Source organism: Bifidobacterium pullorum subsp. gallinarum, from assembly GCF_000741215.1.
GTDB lineage: Bacteria > Actinomycetota > Actinomycetes > Actinomycetales > Bifidobacteriaceae > Bifidobacterium > Bifidobacterium pullorum_B.
This window is the reverse complement of the sequence record NZ_JGYX01000005.1, coordinates 327,535-345,182: the sequence shown is the minus strand read 5'-3', so window position 1 is coordinate 345,182 and position 17,648 is coordinate 327,535. Positions and strand designations below refer to the sequence as shown.

Annotated in this window: 11 protein-coding genes; 7 read left to right on the top strand and 4 right to left on the bottom strand. The window is 65.0% G+C overall.

Annotated features, from left to right (window positions below; translation table 11 throughout):
- The first annotated feature begins 3 nt into the window (after positions 1-3).
- Positions 4-975 (top strand): AraC family transcriptional regulator, encoded by a 972-nt coding sequence (locus BIGA_RS07180; protein WP_051917157.1) that lies wholly within the window; start codon positions 4-6, stop codon positions 973-975.
- Between the two features lie 102 nt (positions 976-1,077).
- Here BIGA_RS07180 and BIGA_RS07175 read toward each other — a convergent pair whose 3' ends face one another.
- Positions 1,078-1,620, bottom strand: coding sequence for a glycoside hydrolase family protein (locus BIGA_RS07175; RefSeq protein WP_237744079.1), 543 nt, complete (start codon positions 1,618-1,620; stop codon positions 1,078-1,080).
- Positions 1,621-1,819: 199 nt separating this feature from the next.
- Between BIGA_RS07175 and BIGA_RS07170 the strand changes: the two genes are divergently transcribed.
- Complete coding sequence (locus BIGA_RS07170) at positions 1,820-3,190, top strand: alpha-amylase family protein (protein ID WP_033507053.1); 1,371 nt, start codon at positions 1,820-1,822, stop codon at positions 3,188-3,190.
- A 1-nt stretch (position 3,191) separates the two neighbouring features.
- Here BIGA_RS07170 and BIGA_RS07165 read toward each other — a convergent pair whose 3' ends face one another.
- Together BIGA_RS07165 and BIGA_RS07160 are read right to left on the bottom strand one after the other, a co-directional pair.
- The gene (locus BIGA_RS07165) at positions 3,192-5,243 is read right to left on the bottom strand and encodes a glycoside hydrolase family 31 protein (RefSeq protein WP_033507054.1); all 2,052 of its coding nucleotides are present in this window, start codon (positions 5,241-5,243) and stop codon (positions 3,192-3,194) included.
- A 178-nt stretch (positions 5,244-5,421) separates the two neighbouring features.
- Positions 5,422-6,465: a LacI family DNA-binding transcriptional regulator gene (locus BIGA_RS07160; protein ID WP_033507056.1), complete on the bottom strand. Its 1,044-nt coding sequence runs from the start codon at positions 6,463-6,465 to the stop codon at positions 5,422-5,424.
- Between the two features lie 236 nt (positions 6,466-6,701).
- On the opposite strand from BIGA_RS07160, the gene BIGA_RS07155 reads away from it, so the two are divergent.
- Positions 6,702-9,092: an alpha-L-arabinofuranosidase C-terminal domain-containing protein gene (locus BIGA_RS07155; protein WP_033507058.1), complete on the top strand. Its 2,391-nt coding sequence runs from the start codon at positions 6,702-6,704 to the stop codon at positions 9,090-9,092.
- Positions 9,093-9,208: 116 nt separating this feature from the next.
- Complete coding sequence (locus BIGA_RS07150; RefSeq protein WP_033507059.1) at positions 9,209-10,165, top strand: TatD family hydrolase; 957 nt, start codon at positions 9,209-9,211, stop codon at positions 10,163-10,165.
- 4 nt (positions 10,166-10,169) lie between these two features.
- Here the strand turns inward: BIGA_RS07150 and BIGA_RS07145 are convergent, their stop codons facing one another.
- Positions 10,170-11,552, bottom strand: coding sequence for an ATP-binding protein (locus tag BIGA_RS07145; protein WP_033507061.1), 1,383 nt, complete (start codon positions 11,550-11,552; stop codon positions 10,170-10,172).
- 500 nt (positions 11,553-12,052) lie between these two features.
- Between BIGA_RS07145 and BIGA_RS07140 the strand changes: the two genes are divergently transcribed.
- The 3 genes from BIGA_RS07140 to BIGA_RS07130 all read left to right on the top strand — a co-directional run bounded on the left by BIGA_RS07140 (position 12,053) and on the right by BIGA_RS07130 (position 17,620).
- Entirely contained in the window at positions 12,053-14,332 is a 2,280-nt protein-coding gene (locus BIGA_RS07140) for a KUP/HAK/KT family potassium transporter (RefSeq protein ID WP_081929554.1), read from the top strand.
- 535 nt (positions 14,333-14,867) lie between these two features.
- Complete coding sequence (gene arfA, locus BIGA_RS07135) at positions 14,868-16,415, top strand: arabinosylfuranosidase ArfA (protein ID WP_033507062.1); 1,548 nt, start codon at positions 14,868-14,870, stop codon at positions 16,413-16,415.
- 170 nt (positions 16,416-16,585) lie between these two features.
- Positions 16,586-17,620: a LacI family DNA-binding transcriptional regulator gene (locus BIGA_RS07130; protein ID WP_033507064.1), complete on the top strand. Its 1,035-nt coding sequence runs from the start codon at positions 16,586-16,588 to the stop codon at positions 17,618-17,620.
- Positions 17,621-17,648: the final 28 nt, after the last annotated feature.

The window sequence follows — 17,648 nt, the reverse complement described above, 5'->3', positions numbered from 1 at the left end:
CGTATGGCGGTGATGGTTGGGCGGCTGGATGGGCCGGTGGCGTTCCAATCGGTCGGGCGGTTCGTGTCCGGGCCGGGGTGGCGGCATATGCGGCGCACGATGGACCAGCATGAACTGGTGTTTGTGCGCCGGGGTGTGCTTCCGATCCGTGTCGGGGAACGCCGGATGCACATCGCCGCGCATGAGGTGGCGCTGTTCCCGCTTGGTGTGGAACATGCCGGCACCGAGTCCATCACTGCCGACCTGGAGTTCTATTGGATGCATTTCCGATTGCCCGTGTGCGCCGTTGCGCAGGCCGATGCCGGCCGGACGGTTGCGGGGTGTGCCGTCGGCATGGACACGGCAGCGGAGGTGGATGCAGGGCATCGCGCGGTCGGAGGAAACGGCGATGACGGGTTGCATCCCATGATGTCCGGCAGTGCGCTGCCGAAGGATGACCGGTATCTTATCCTGCCTGATCTGGCCGAGGTCGCGAATCCGGATCGACTGTCCGTCATGTTCGCCCAGATGGTCGATCTGTTCGCCGAATTCGGCCCATACCGTAACGCGTACTGCGATTACTTCGCCACCAGCCTGTTGCTGGAGGTCTCGGCGCAGGAGCGGGCGCGGAGATCGGGGCGGACATCGGATTCCGGGCTGGCGGCCATGCGGTCGGTACGCGCATGGCTGAGGGCGAACACGTATGAGGATGTCACCGTAGCCGGCGTGGCCGAACGGTTCCACTACACGCCCAGTTACTTGACCTCGCTGTACCGGCGGGTGTTCGGCATCGGCGTCGCCGAGCAGATCGCCGAATACCGGATCGACCGGGCGCGCGAACTGCTGTCGTCCACCACCAGCCCCGTGACCGATATCGCCGCCGAGGTGGGATACGACGACCCTAAGTATTTCATGCGTGTTTTCAAACGCCGTACCGGCCTGACGCCGACCCAATACCGTGAAGCCTTCCCCGCGCGCCTGTTCAACACGGAGTGAGGTCGGTGGATTCGCGGGCGATGAGGCGGTGGCCGACGATGGCGCGGGAGTCGGGGCGACGGTCTGTGCCATCGGCATGGTGTGTCTCGTCGATGCGCCGGATCAGTTGGCGAAGGTGTCCTCGATCGCCTCGTACTCGGCCTCGGTGATCGGCAGGATCGCGCCGTGGCGCTTCTTGAGCCGGCCGAAGTCGATGTCGTCGGCCGCCGCCCAATCCAGCGGGTCGCGTGACCCCAGATCCGCCGAACGGAACGGCGTGTACCCCTTGCCCTCCGCATACTGATCGCACATCAGGCCGTAGCGCATCGGACGTCCGTTCACCGTCGCCACGTCGTCGTCATTGAACACGAACAGCTCCGGCCCCTCCAGATAGTGCTCCGAATAGCGGCCGTTACCCAACAGATCGGTGAGCGTGCCGACGAAACTCCACTCGTTCGGGTCGTCGGTGCGCAGCACCTCGCGCGCGACCGCGTACGGGTTGCGGGTCCTCTCGATCGTGATCTCGGAATCCTTGGACACGCGGTACCACCAGCCGTCATCGTCGCGCAGCATGGTGGTGTCGATGATCACGTTCTTGCGGTCGATCCACTTGACCGGATCGGAGAACGTGCGGAAATCGGCGGTGGTGGGTTCTGAAGCGTTCATCTGGACTCCTCGTGCGGAAACGCGTATATCCCGCCGTCCTGCGCCGGGCGGCGGTGATTGCTGCCAGCGATGCTGATAGTATATCAACCGTAACGGTACAACGTTTTCGTACAGGTCGTCGCCGACCCGCGCCCAAAGGCGATCGGCGCGGCGGAAAGGGGAATCAATGAGCGCGGCAACCAAAGCATGGCGTCCGCCGATGGGCTGGAACAGCTGGGATTCATACGGCACCACCGTCACCGAGGCCGAGGTGCTCGCCAACGCGCGGTTCATGGCCGAACATCTACTGGACGCCGGGTGGGATACGCTCGTCATCGACATCGACTGGTACGACCCGACCGCCCGCGCCCACGGCTACAACGAGAACGCGCCGCTCATCCTCGACGAATACGGCCGGCAGCTGCCCGACCCGCAGCGGTTCCCGTCATCGGTCAACGGCCGCGGTTTCGGGCCGATCGCCGAACAGGTGCACGCGCTCGGCCTGAAACTCGGCGTGCACATGATGCGCGGCATCCCACGCATCGCCGTCGAGAACAACCTGCCGGTGCTCGGTACCACGTACACGGCCCGCGACATCGCCGACCTCGACCACGTATGCGTCTGGAACCCCGACAACTACGGCCTGAACCAGAACCATCCCGGCGCACAGGCCTGGTACGACGCGCAGATCGACCAGTTCGCCGCCTGGGGACTCGACTTCCTCAAGGTCGACGACATGCAGACCCCGTTCCATGCCGACGAAATCGCCGCCTACCATCGCGCCATCGCCAAAGCCGAAGCCAAATACGGGCGTGAGATCACGCTGTCGTTGTCGCCCGGCGGCTGGGTATCCACCGGCTACGTGGACTTCCTGCGCGGCAACGCCGAGATGTGGCGCATCTCCGACGACCTGTGGGACCGCTGGGAGGACATCTACCAGCAGTTCGCACGCCTGGCCCGCTGGGCGCCGTTCCAGACCACCGGCCACTGGGCCGACGCCGACATGCTCCCGCTCGGCCACATCGGCCTGCGCGCCGAGCGCGGCGACGACCGCGACTGCCGCCTGACCCCCGACGAGCGCCGATCGCTGCTCGCCCTGTGGTGCATGGGCCGCAGCCCGCTCATGGTCGGCGGCGACCTGCCCACCTCCACGTCTCAGACCATCGTCGCGCTCGCCAATCCCGCGCTGCGTGAGGTCACCGCCGGATCCCGCAACAACCACGAGACCGTGCGCGAGCGGATCTTCGCCAGCTGGGACGACGAGAACTCCTACCGCGGCGAACTCATCGTGTGGGCCGCCGACGCCGCTGACTGGGCAGACGGCACGATGTCCGCGCACGACGGCGGCCACTACGCCGCGCTGTTCTGGACCGGCGACGATGCGTACGAGCTCGGCCGGAACATCGAGTTGCAGTCGATTGTGGGACTGGACGAACGCGACGGCCGTTGGACGCTGAGCGACCTGTTCGCCGGCATCGAGGACGGCGCCACGCCCGCCGACGTGCGGATCGAGGGCGAGGGGGCCGACCGCGTGATCCGCGGCACGATTCCGCCCCACGGCGTACTGTGGATCGCCCTCGATCCCAAGTGAATCAGATCATGCCGTTCAGGGCGTGATCGGCGCCGTTGCGGGCGAACAGCGGCAGCACGTCGAGCGGCGCGTCGACCGTGACAGTCCTGCCGCCGGCGTACTCGGCGCCGTCGTGCAGATTCGTCCACGTGGTCGACTCGTCGCCCGGCAGATAGACCTCGCGCGAGCGCGCGCCGAGTTCGGTGACGGGTGCCACGAGTAGGTCCGGGCCGAACAGATACTCGTCGGCCACGTCGGCTGCGGCCTCGTCGTCCGGGAACTCGTAGAACAGGCCGCGGGCGACCGGCTGCCCGTCGGCGTGCGCCTGCGCGAACAGGTCGCGCGTATACGGGCGCATCGCCTCCCGGACGGCGATGTACTTGCACACGATCCGCTCGACGTCCTCGCCGTAGCTCCACGGCTCGTTGTCCGCGCCGGTGTGGATGTGGTCGATCGGGTTGCCCTTGCGATCAAACGTCGGCTTGCCGGGCACCTTGGTGGCGGGCGAACGGTCGCCGTGGTTGCGCATCACCGGCGAGAAGCAGGAGAACTGGCACCAGCGCACGTACAGCTCGCGGAAGTCCGGGTCGTTCGGGTCGCCGCCCGCGAACCCGCCCATGTCGGTGGTGAACCACGGGATGCCGGCCATGCCCATATGCACCTGGCAGGTGATCTGCGCCTTGAGATCGTCGAACGTCGAGTGCACGTCGCCCGACCACACCAGCGAACCGTAGCGCTGCGAGCCGGCCCAGGCGGCGCGCGTCAGGTTCACGATGTCGCCCTCGCGGCCGATCTCCAGCTGCCCGTCGTAGAACGTCTTGTTGTACAGCTGCGGGTACACGTTGCCGACCTTGTTCACCGGGCCGATATGGAACAGGTAGTGGTCGTAGTCGTAGTCGCCGCCCCATTCGGGCTCGGCCTCGTCCAGCCAGAACGCGTCGACGCCCATGTCGGTGTAGTTGCGCTTGGCCAGGCCCCACACGAAGGCGCGCGCCTCCGGATTCGTGGCGTCGAGGAACTGGTTGTCGCGCGGCCACCACATGCCTACATCCTTGCCCGAGGTCACGTGCGCCAGGTAGTTGTGGGCGCGCATCTCGTCGTAGTTCTCGGATTCCAGATCGATCTGCGGCCAGACCGAGACCATGAGCTTGATGCCCATCTCGTGCAGCTCGTCGGTCATGGCCTTCGGGTCGGGCCAGAACTCCTCGTCAAACCGGAAGTCGCCCATCAGCGGCCAGTGGAAGAAGTCGATGACGATCAGGTCGATCGGGATGCCGCGGCGCTTGAACTCGCGCGCGGTCTCGAGCAGTTGCTCCTGGTTCCAGTAGCGCAGCTTGCACTGCCAGAAGCCCAGGCCCCATTCGGGCATGACGGGCGCGTGGCCGGTCGCGTCGGCGTACTGGCGCTCGATCTGCGCCGGGGAGTCGCCGGCGGTGACCCAGTAGTCGATCTGGTCGCAGGCCGCTGCCTGCCACTGCGTGCCGGTCTTGGCGAACGTGGCGCGGCCGACCGCCGGATTGTGCCACAGGAAGCCGTAGCCCTTCGAGGAGACGACGAACGGCACCGACACCTGCGAGTTGCGGTGCGCCAGTTCCAGGGTCGTGTCCTTGAGGTCCATGACGGGCTGCTGGTATTCGCCCATGCCGTACAGGTGTTCATGTGGGTCGGCGTCGAATGTGACGGTGGTGCGGACGCCGCCGCCGGGCAGCGGCTCGTACTTGCGCGACTTGAGCCGCAACGCGCCGCCGTCGTCGGCCTCCTTGAACAGCACGGTGCCGTCGGCGTCGGTGAACGTGAGCTCGCAGCGGCCGTCCCAACGGGGCATGCGCGCGGTCACGGTGATGCCTCCGTTGGTCAGGGAGGCCTGGGAGCCGTCATCGGCGATGACGATGGTCGGTGCGGGGGCGTCGGCGGGCGGCGGCAGCAGCGCCCAGTCGGCGTCGGCGATCGGCTGCATGAAGCGGGCCCGGACGCGGATGCTGTTCGCGCCCCATGGTTCGATGCGGACGGTTTCGCCGTCGCCGACCCAGGTCAGGGCGCCGTCGGCGGCGGTGAATGGCGAGGTGATGGTCATGGAAGCTCCTTCGCTGTGTTGGGTGGAATGCGTCCGCGGGTTTATGCGGTCGGGGCGATGCTGCTCCGCCGGGATGCGCGGGATGCATTCCCTGTTGTCACGTGAATTGTAGCGCTAAAATTTCGGTGCGGCAAGCACGTGTGGCTTGGGCGGCGATATCAAGGGGTGCGCCTGCGAATCACAGGCGTTCACCGCTGCCGCGCGATTCGAGCCGGTACCCGAGGGTGATCGTCCGCGGCGGTGCGGTTCCGTCATCCGTGGGGACGTCCGGCCGCTGTCCGATGCGTTCGATGAGCAGATCCAGGCAGACCTCGGCGGCCTGCCTCGGGTCGATGGCCACGCTCGTCAGACCGGGGGAGAGATATCGGCCGTCCTCCACGCCATCGAACCCGATGACCGCCACATCCTGCGGCACGCGGATCCCGGCGTCGGTCAGCGCCGTGAGCGCGCCGATCGCGATCGGGTCGTTCAGACAGCAGACGCCGTCGAAGTCGCGGCGTTCCTCGAGGATGGCCCGCATGCGGCGGTACCCCGCCTCACGCGTCCAGCCGCAGGGGTAGACGTCGTCGGCGCGGTACGGCAGGCCGTTCGACAGTAGTCCTTCGGCCGCACCCCAGATACGGCGTCGTTCGGAGGTGTCGGCCTCCGCGAACCGTTCCGGCGGCAGATAGCTGCCGCCGAGCATCAGCACCCTGCGGCAGCCATGCTCGATCAGATGCCGCATCGCCGCCGCCATGCCTTCGGCGCAGGGGGTGAACACGCAGTCGCAGCGCCCTTCCAGGCCGAACCCGTCCAGCAGCACCAGCGGGTGGGTGCGGGCGAAGGTCTCCATCTCGGCGGAGGCGGAACTGGGCCAGCAGATGATCGTGCCGTCGCAGATCTGGCTGGTGGCGCTGGACAGCATGCGGCGTTCGAAGTCGTGCGAGAACCGCGTCTGCTGCACGATGACCTGGTATCCGAGCGTCTGGGCCCGGTCGGAGATGGCCGCGGCCAGGGCGGCGGGGAAGATCAGGTCGAAGTCGGCGACGGTCAGACCGATGACGTGGGTGCGTCCCGAACTGAGCTGGCGCGCCGCAAGGTTGGGGTGGTAGCCGAGCTCCTCGGCGGCCGCGATGACCTTGCGAGCCGTTTCCGGGCGCACGATCGTCTTGCCCCGGAGCGCGTTCGACGCCGTCATGCGTGAGACGCCGGCGCGTGCGGCGACATCGTCGAGCGTGACCATGGCATCTCCTTCCAAACGGCTCCGGCTCCATGGTATATCGCGCCGCCCCGCGGTCCGCGGCGGATACGGCATGCCGTACGACAATGATTGAATCGATTAGCGTGTTGTGTCGCCGTGGTCTACACTAGGCCGACGATACAACGTTGTCCCGAACGCCGTCGCCATACCGACGCCGCGTCGCGCCGGCGCCGACCGCAGCCCGACCCGATTCTGCACATCCCCGCAAAGGAGCTCTGATGACCGACACCCTGACCGCAACCGTGGACACCTCCGCCGCCCGCCGAATCAGCACCGACCTGTGGGGCATCTTCTTCGAGGACATCTCATCGTCGGCCGACGGCGGTCTGGCCAGCGAACTCGTCCAGAACGGCGCGTTCGAATACTCTCGCGCCGATCATCCGGATTGGAGTAACTACACGGCGTGGCGCAAGCTGGTGCCATCCGGCTCGTTCGCCACGTTCGGCGTGCGGACCGTGACATCGGTGGCGGAGGAGAACCCCCATCATGCGCGCATCGAGATCCGTTCCGTGGCGGGCGGCCCGGTCGGCCTGGAGAACACCGGGTTCGACGGCATGGTGTTCCGCGCCGGGGAGACCTACCGGTTCTCCATGTGGGCGCGTTCGATGTCCGGCGGCGCGATGCCGGTGCATGTGGCGCTGGCGGGTGACGACGGCGAGTCGGTGGCGGACGCCGAACTGTCCGTGACCGGCGAATCGTGGGCGAAATACGAGACGACGCTGTCCGTTCCCTCCCCGACGACGGCCGCCGATGGGCCGACGGATAGGGGGTCGCGGGGAGTCATCGCGACGCAGGGCACGCTGCGGGTGCTGTTCCGGGATGCCGGCGTGGTGGACGTGGACTTCGTCTCCTGCGAGCCGACGACCACTTACAAGGGGTTGAAGCATTGCCGCCCCGATCTGGTGCAGGCGCTTGACGAGCTGCATCCGCGGTTCATGCGGTTTCCTGGCGGCTGCATCACCCACGGCCTGGGATTGGACAACATGTATCGGTGGGAGCGCACGATCGGCCCAGTCGAACACCGTCCCCACAACTTCAACGTCTGGGGCTATCATCAGAGCTTTCGCATCGGCTTCTACGAGTATTTCCGGCTGTGCGAGACGATCGGCGCGAAGCCGCTGCCGGTGCTGCCCGCCGGCGTGAGCTGCCAGAACACCAGCCAGGGGCCGGTGCCCATCGCCGACGAGGACATGCCCGGCTACATCGACTCCGTCATCGGCCTGATCGACTTCTGCAATGCGGACTCCGAGACCAACGCGTGGGCGGCGAAGCGCGCCGCAATGGGGCATCCGGAGCCGTTCGGGTTGGAATACCTCGGCATCGGCAACGAGGACCGGATCGATCCCGTTTTCGAGGACCGGTTCCGTCGTATTTATGACGCGGTGCGTGCCGCGCATCCCGAGATCACCATCGTCGGCACGGTCGGCCCCGACCCGAGCGGCCGCGATTACGACGAGGGATGGCGCATCGCCCGCGAACTGAGAATCCCGATCGTGGACGAGCACTCCTACCGTTCGCCCAGCTGGTGGTTCCATCACCTCGACCATTACGACCACGCCGACCGGAATGGTTCGAGGATCTACCTGGGCGAATACGGTTCCTGGGACACGCGGCTGATCAACGGTTTGGCCGAGGCCGCGGTCATGGGCCGGATGGAGGCCAACGGCGACGTGGTGGCGATGGCCTCGTACGCGCCGCTGTTCTGTAAGAACGGCCATAACAGCTGGGACCCCGATCTCATCTATTTCGACAACGAGCGTGTGTTCCCTACCTACAACTATTGGGTGCAGCGCATGTTCGCCACCACCACGGCCGACACGGCATGGCCGGTCGTCGTGGACGGCGATGTCCTGTTCCGCCGGGAACTGCCGCGCACGGTGGGCCTGTCCGTCACAGGCGGCGCGAGTGCGGACCTCACGGACATCGTCGTCACCACCGATACCGGGGAACGAGTCGAACTGCCGGACATCGCGTATCGCGGCAACGGGCCGGTCGTGACCGGGTTGGCGCTCGAAGCCGACTCGTACACGGTGGACATGACCGTGACCTACCACGAGGGCATGTGGGGCGTGCAGGTGCACATGGGCGATGTGGACGGTCCGGACCATAACGTTGTCTCGCTCGGACGCAGTTTCGAGCTGCAGCTGGTGCGCGAGGGATGCGGATCCACCCTCGTCGGCACCGAGGTCTCCATGGATATGGTGCGTCCGGGCACCACTTGGCACGTGCAGGTCAAGGTGACCGACCGTGGTGCCGGTATGGAGTTGAGTGTCGATGGCAAGCCGATCGCCTCGGGACAGGAGGAGCTGGACGAACCGCGGCGTACGGTGGCCGTTGCCCGGGATTCAGCGGCCGGCGTGACCTACCTGCGCATCGTCAACGCGATGGCCGAACCTGTGTCGGTAGGCTTGTCGCAGACCCTTGATGCACTGGGCATTCCCGCCGCATCTCGCGCTTCCGCCATGGCAACCGTGTTGACTGCCGACAATCCATATGCGGGTGTTCGCGGTGAGGAGGCGCCGACTCGCCCGGTCGAACGGCCGTGTGATCTGGCATCCGGCATGTACGAGGCGCCGGCGTGGTCGTTCACGGTCATTGCGTTGAAGTGATACCCAACTGAGGTTTGCACTACCTCGACTTTCGGAAACGGAGGCAAGGAAAATCAAGGCCTCCTGATTTGAATCGCGAGGTAGTGCGAACCCCCTCCCGGCTACACTGGGGAACCATGAGCAAGCATCACCGCGACCGCAGCTGGGCACCGGCCCCCGAGCCGCTGCCCGAAGACGCCCGGACCATCGACAACCATACGCATGTCGCCTCCGTCGTCCCCTTCTCCAAGGCGATGAGCCACGAGGCGGAGATGAAGAGGCAGCCGCCGGTTCCCGTCTACAGCGTCAGCGAGCTGCTTGACCAGGCCGCGGCTGTCGGCATCGAAGGCGTCATCGACTCCGGTTGCGAGCTGCCGGATCTGATGACGGCCGTGCAGATGGCCCTGGACCATCCGGGTGTGGTGCACGCGGCTCTGGCCATCCACCCCAACGAGTCGGTGCTGCACGGGCACCGCGGTGTACCCGGGCCGGACGGGTTGGAGCTCAAGTACAAGCCGCATCACGACGTGCCCTTCGACCAGGCGCTCGCCGAGGTGCACCGGCTGGCCGTCGCCTACCCCGAGCAGGTGGTGGCCATCGGCGAGACCGGCATGGACTTCTTCCGCACCGGCGGTTCGGCGCGTGAACTGCAGCGTCAGGCGTTCCGCGACCATATCGCGCTCGCCAAGGAGCTGAACCTGCCGATGCAGATCCACGACCGCGACGCGCACCGCGAGGTCATCGAGACGCTGCTGGCGGACGGCGCCCCGGAATTCACCGTGTTCCACAGTTATTCGGGCGACGCGGAAATGGCCAAGGTGGCTCGCGAGCACGGCTGGTACCTGAGCATGTCCGGCACGGTGAGCTACAAGGGCAACGACGGCATCCGCGAGTCGGCGCGCATTGTGGGCCTCGACCATGTGATGGTGGAGACGGACGCGCCGTACCTGGCACCGATGCCGTACCGCGGCCGGACGAACGCCCCGTACATGATCCCCTACACGCTGGCCGCGCTGGCGGACGTGTTCGATCTGCCGGTGGCCGAGGTCGCACGCGCCACACGCCGCGTGACCCGCACCGTGTACGGGGTGTGAGCGGTTACCGCAACGCGCTGAGGTCTATCTCGAACGGCATACTTGCCGGCTGCTGCTGCGGCTTGATGAACATCGTCATGTACAACGGCAGATATGTCACATTGCCGTCTTGGCTGAGGTTGCCGTTGCATAGCACGAGTGCGCGGTCAAGATTCCACTCGTGCACGGCCATGACGTTGTCCAGCGCCGTATGTTGAGTCCAGTCCCTGCCTGATTTGACTTCGATGGGCAGCACCGCATTCCCGGTTTGCACCACAAAGTCCACCTCTCCCAGGCGTTTGGTGTGGAAATAATGCAGGGCGAATCCGTTCGCCGCCAGTTCCTGCGCCACCACGTTTTCCGCGATCGCCCCCATGTTGATGTCGATCTGACCGTTGAGAATGGCGAACTGCACGTTCTCCATCGACGAGGCGCAGAGCAGGCCCGTATCCGCAAGGAACAGTTTGAACAGGCTGTATTTGCGGTTTGCCTGCAGCGGCACGGTGGGAGCGGTGACGTTGTAGCAGGGCAGGGTCACGCCTGCGTCGGCCAACCAGAGGAAACTGCTGGCGTAGCGGTTTTGGCGTGCGGTCTTGCCAAGGTCCGCGAGGACGAACCGGCGATTGCGGTCGTCGAGCTGTGCGGGCACCGCGTCGAAGATGGCACGTATCTTCGGCATGTCGGTTTTGTCGGCGTATTTCGTGATGTCGATGCGGTAGAGGTCGAGCAGATTGTGCTGCAAATCAACGACCTGGGCTATGTCATGGGTGTCGACGTAGCGTTGCACAATCTCCGGCATGCCTCCGACCACGATATACGACATGAACAGTCGTTGCATGGTGTTGTGTATGGCGTCGCTGACGGGGGTGGCCGTATCGAAATGCTCCCGGAGCATGGTCAGGGTGGACTCGGGTACGCCGTTGGCCAGACAGTATTCGGCAAAGGTCAACGGATACATGCGGAAGGATTCCTCGAAACCCACCGGGTATGAAGGGACCTCCTTCGTTCGCACGCCGAGCAGCGATCCGGTCTCCACGTAATCGAATCGTCCGTCCTCCACGAGGAATTTGATGGCCGTTCGCGCTCGTGGGCATTCTTGTATCTCGTCAAGGAGGACCAGTGTCTCGCCAGGGGGAAGCGTCGTTTTGAGATAGGCGGTGAGATTGGCCGTCACGCTGTCCGCGTCGAGGGCCCCGTCGAAGACGGTGGCGGCTACCGGGTCGGTGAGGAAGTTCAATTCCGCGAGGCGCTTGTAATGTCGGCTTCCGAATTCCCTTACCAGTGTGGTTTTTCCGACCTGGCGTGCGCCGGTGATCATCAGGGCTTTGGTGTGCCGGCCATGTTTTCTGGCCGCGGTATTGCCGGTTCGCCAAGTCTCAAGCTGCTCCCATGCATTGCGGTACAGCATGTCGTCACCTCGCTTGTAACGTTTTTCTGCGTTTGGTGTGTCTCTATTGTAACGTTTTTCCGACAGCGGAGAATGTCTGTTGTAACGCTTTTCGCATACATGGAGGGTGGTTTTGTAACGTTTTTCCGAGGCGAGGCGGATGGGTGTCCGTCTGCCGTCGCGTGGATTCGCGCACGACCAGCTCGTAATCGGCGGTCAGACGCACGGGTGCGTCGTCGGTTTCGACGCCCACGGTGCAGGCGCCGTCGGCGAACGATGGGTTCCCGTCGTCCCGCCGACGGCTTCTTCACATATGGGCGCGGTGTGTTGCCGAAGCTCGGAAGACGTTGCGGGACAACGGTTTTCGGGGTCGTCTTCACAATTCGATTCGCCAATGGTGAAGGAACCGTATAGACTATCCAACAGTGCAGGGAAGCGGCGTCGAAAATCGGCGCCGTTTCTCGTACTAGTGAGAGAAACTCGCGTGCGGGGAAGGTCCCCGGCGATGGAGGATATGTACTATGGCGGAATCACGTCAGCGTGGGTCGTCGCAGAACGGGAAGCAGTCCGGGAAACGTAACGGTGCCTCCCCGGCTAATCGAAATGCCGAGAAACCCGATCAAGCCCTGCTCAGGGCGGATTCATTCACTAACGCGCCGAAGGTCTCGCGCAGCAAGCTGACCAAGGAAGAGCGCGAGGAAATCACCAAGCAGCAGGAGGCCGAACGCAAGGAGGCCGAGAAGCTCGACAAGGTCGCCGCCCGCGGTCCGATCGGTCGCTGGTGGTGCAAACTGCAGTCCAGTCCGGATAAGGTCAGCCTCGGCATGGCCATCGTGGCGCTCGGCGTCGTCTACGGCGACATCGGCACCTCGCCCCTGTACACCGCGCAAACCTTCCTGTCCGGTCAGGGCGGCCTGGCCAACACCGGTCGTGAGGCGGTGCTGGGCATGCTGTCGCTGGTGTTCTGGTCGATCACGCTGATCACCACGGTCAAGTACGTGCTGATCGCCATGCGCATCGACAACAACGGCGAAGGTGGCATCTTTGCCCTGTACTCGTTGATTCGCAAATACGGCGCATGGCTCGTCATACCGGCCATGCTCGGCGGCGCGGCGTTCCTGGCGGACTCGGTGCTGACGCCGGCCGTGTCGATCTCGTCCGCCGTCGAAGGCCTGAAGACGCTGCCGGCGTTGGAGCATCTGTTCACCGAGAATAAGGATTTGACGATGATGATCACCGCGGTGATCATCGTGATCCTGTTCGCCGTGCAGTCGCGCGGCACCGAATCGATCGGCAAGGTCTTCGGTTCGGTGGTGATGGTCTGGTTCGCGTTCCTGGCGATCGTCGGCGTGGTGGCCATCGGCAACGACTGGTCCGTGCTCGCCGCGCTCAACCCGTACTACGGCATCAAGTTCCTGTTCAGCCCGAATAACGCCGCCGGACTGGCACTGATGGGCACCGTGTTCCTTTCGACCACCGGCGCCGAGGCGCTGTACTCGGATATGGGCCACGTGGGCCGCGGCAACATCTACTTCACCTGGCCGTTCATCAAGGTGGCGTTGGTGCTCAACTACTTCGGCCAGGGCGCGTGGATGCTGCGCAACCAGAACAACCCCGAACTGGCCGACGCCGAGGGGATCAACCCGTTCTTCCAGATGATGGATCCGAACGTGCGCTATGTGGCCGTCGTGCTGTCGGTCACCGCCGGCATCATCGCCTCCCAGGCGCTGATTACGGGCGCGTTCACCATGGTCTCCGAGGCCACCGGCCTCAACTGGATGCCGCATCTGCAGGTCCGTTACCCTGCCCGTACCCGCGGCCAGCTGTACATTCCGGTCGTCAACGTGGTGCTGTGCGTGGCCACGCTGGCCGTGTTGCTGCTGTTCCGCGATTCGGAACATATCTCGGCGGCCTACGGCCTGGCGCTGACCATCACGATGATCACCACCACGATCCTGCTGGGCATCTACCTGTGGCACCGCAGCAACAAGTTCGGCGCCGTTGTGTTCACCATCGTGTTCCTGGCGATCCAGGTCCTGTTCTTCGCCGCTTCGATGGCCAAGTTCCTGCATGGCGGCTGGTTCACGCTGCTGCTCACGCTGGCGATTCTCATGGTCATGTACACGTGGAATGAGGGCACCAAGCTGGAGCGCTCGCAGCGTCGGCACATGATGCCGAAGGACTTCCTCCCCGCGCTGGACAAGCTGCACGACGACAGCCGCATCCACCGGTTCGCGGACAACATCGTCTACCTGACCAGCGATCCGGATCTGAAGCGTCTCGATACGGACATCTTCTTCTCGATCTTCGCCGACCACCCCAAGCGCGCCCGCGCATGGTGGGCGGTGGCCGTCGAGACCACCGACGAGCCGTTCACCCGCGAGTATTCGGTCGAGAGCTTCGGTACCGACTACCTGTTCCGTGTGCGCATCCGCCTCGGCTTCAAGGTCTCGCAGTCCATCCCGGCCTACCTGCATCAGATCATGCACGATCTGGAGAAGACCGGCGAACTGCCGAACCAGCAGTCGATCTACCCGAAGCTTGACGCCGATCCGGGCATCGGCACCATCCGCTACGTGGTGATCCACAAGGCGCTGATGCCCGAATCGAAGGTCTCCGGCCGTGGCGCCCTCTCGCTGCAGATCAAGTACGCGATTCGCCGCGTGGCCGGTTCCCCGGTCAAGTGGTTCGGCCTGGCGCCGTACAACCCGCTGGTTGAGGTGCAGCCGCTGTTCGTGTCCACGCGCCGCCCGCCGCGCCTGACCCGCGTGGCCAGCCAGGCGCCCAAGCGCGAGGGCTGAACCGGCAGACCGAACAGCCGGCGCGAGCCGGGCGGCCTAATGGCATGTCAGGGGGCCGCGAACCGTCATCGCACGGTTCGCGGCCCCCTGTCGTATCCCGATGCCATGCCCTGTGGCCTGACGGATGGGACGTTCTGGAGTTCCTTTTGGCGCATGTGGGCGGTGATTCTGCGTGCGATGGGACTAAGACGTGCTGCTGAGTGGTCCGTTTGCTGCATATTCACGGTGATTTTGCGTCAGATGGGACCGTAAAGCGGCTTCTCGGGGTCCTTTTGCGGCAGCTTTATGGTGCCAGTGCGTCATTTGGACCCGTTGATGAGGTCTAAGAGGTCCTTTTGTAGCAGTGGCGCGGTGATGGTGCACCGGAAGGGCCTCAGCCGACTCTGCGACACGTCTTCCGGCAGTCAGTGCAAGGTTGTACTACACTGGTGGCTGTCACGCGGATGTCCCCGGTTGCCCGCGCCTCCGCGGTACATCGTTGTATGGATACGTGTCACGTATGCAGAGCGTATGCAGATATGTAGAAAGGAACCCCATGCCCCAGCAGGACCATCTGACCGCACGTCTCGTCGTCGATGACGATTTTGAGGTCGCCCCGGTCAACAATCGTCTGTTCGGCTCGTTCGTCGAGCACCTTGGCCGTTGCGTGTACACCGGCATCTACGAGCCCGACCACCCGACCGCCGACGAACACGGCTTCCGCAAGGACGTCATCGACCTGGTCAAGGAACTCGGCGCCACCACCATCCGCTACCCGGGCGGCAACTTCGTGTCCGGCTACCGCTGGGAGGACGGCGTCGGCCCCAAGGAGAGCCGCCCGCGCCGTCTGGATCTGGCCTGGCATTCCACCGAAACCAACGAGTTCGGCCTGCACGAGATGGCCGAATGGCTTGAGGCCACCGGTGGCAACGAACTGATGGAGGCCGTGAACCTCGGCACCCGCGGTCTGGAGGAGGCGCTCGACCTGCTGGAGTACGCGAACGTGCCCGGCGGCACCGAGCTCTCCGAACGTCGCCGCGCCAACGGCGCCGACAAGCCGTTCGATATCCGCATGTGGTGCCTGGGCAACGAGATGGACGGCCCGTGGCAGCTCGGCCACAAGTCCGCCGAGGATTACGGCACGCTCGCCGCCTCCGTGGCCGCCGGCATGCGCCAGATCGACCCGAACGTGGAGCTGGTGGTCTGCGGTTCCTCCGCCCACGGCATGCCCACCTTCGGCAAATGGGAGCAGACCGTTCTTGAGAAGACCTACGAGAACGTGAACTTCATCTCCTGCCACGCCTACTACCAGCCGTTCTTCAAGGAGGACGGCACGCGCGACATGGCCAGCTTCCTGGCCTCCGGCGTGGACATGGACGGCTTCATCAAGGACGTCGCCGCCGTCATCGACGCCACGAAGGCCCACCTGAAGAGCACGCACGACGTGTACATCTCCTTCGACGAGTGGAACGTCTGGTATCAGGGCGAGGAGCCGAGCAAGACCCCCGAAGGCATCGGCAACTGGCCCGTGGCCCCGCGCCTGCTCGAAGACATCTATACCGCCGCCGATGCCGTGGTGTTCGGCGACCTGATGATCACCCTGTTGAAGAACGCCGACCGTGTGCATGCCGCCAGTCTGGCGCAGCTGGTCAACGTCATCGCCCCGATCATGACGGAGCCGGGCGGCCCGGCCTGGCGCCAGACCACGTTCCACCCGTTCTCCGTGACCGCGCGCCTGGCCAAGGGCGGCACCGTGCTGGAGCCGAAGCTGTCCGCCGGCACGGTGGATACGCCGCGCTATGGCGAGGTCGACGGCGTGAACGCCGTGGCCGTGCGCTGCGCCGACGGCTCGCTCGCCGTGTTTGCGGTGAACCGTTCGCTCGAGGCGACCGCCGAGTTCGAGATCAGGCTGCAGGACGGCGCGCAGCCGGCATCCGTCGAGGCGCAGACGCTGCACGACGACGATCTGTTCGCCGCGAATACGCTCGACGACCAGAACCGTGTGACCCCGCACGCCAACGGGTCGGCCATGTACGATGCCGAGTCCGGCGTGGTCCGCGTCTCTCTGCCGCCGGTGAGCTGGACCGCCCTGCACGTCAAGTGACGCGATGGGCCGCGCGGTCCGTTCCGGAGAAGGACGGATCGCACGGCCCTGCTCCCCGGGCCGGGCGGAAGGGAACGGGCCGGCTGGGGAAAACGCGTTATGCTGGAATCAGACGGGCGTTCCGCCTGAACCGTGCGGAACATGCCCGATGGTACGACGAGAGGGGTGCTGTGGCGAAACGGGTGACCATCACCGACGTGGCGCGCGAGACGGGCGTCTCCATCAAGACGGTGTCGAATGTGCTGAACAACACCGGCAGTATGCGCCCGGAGACGCGCCAGCGTGTCCAGGATGCCATCGAACGCCTCGGATACCGTGTCAACGTGTCCGCCCGGGCCATGAAAACCGGCGGTACGAAGCTCATCGGACTGGCCATCACCGATTTCTCCCAGCCGTTCATGCCCTATCTCGCCGACAGCATCGTGGCGGCGGCACGTTCCCGCGGGTACGCGGTGATCACTGATACCTACAACAGCGCCGGCGGCTTGGCACAGGCGATTCCGGAGACGAAGAAGCTGGCCGCGGACGGCTGGATCTTCTTCATGGGCTCGCCGATCGTGGACCGCACGATACTGCATCAGCCGTATCCGTTGGTGATTGTGGGCGATTACGATACGCAGGGGCTGGCCAATTGGGTCACGATGCCGAACGTGGAGGCCGTGCGTACCGCGGTGGGGTCGCTGCTGGATTCGGGATGCCGCAGGATCGCGTTGATCGGCGGCACCGCGGAGAACGCGTGCCCGGACGCCGACCGCGAGCCGTTGCCCGAGACCACCAGCACGATGCGTACCCGCGGATATGTGCTGGCCCATGAGGAGCGAGGCCTGCAGGTCGATTGGCGGCTGGTACGTAACGCCACGTGGGTGCAGTCCGGCGGCCGGGACGCCGTGGCTGGACTGCTGGATGATCCGGATGTGCCGCGTCCGGATGCGGTCATGTGCCTGAACGACGCACTCGCCATCGGGGTGATCCATGAGCTGCAGCGGCGTGGTGTGCGCGTGCCGCAGGATATGCAGGTCATCGGGTTCGACAACGTGCCGGATGCCGAGTACTGCATGCCTGGATTGACGACGATCGACCCGCACGTGGACGATTACGCACGCCACGCGGTGGATATGCTGATTGCGCGCATCGAGGGGTCGTCGGAACCGGCGCGCAAATACGTGACCTCGTTCGATTTGGTGCGCCGCGATTCCACGCGATAGAAGATTAGGCGAAGCGCCGAACCGTGAA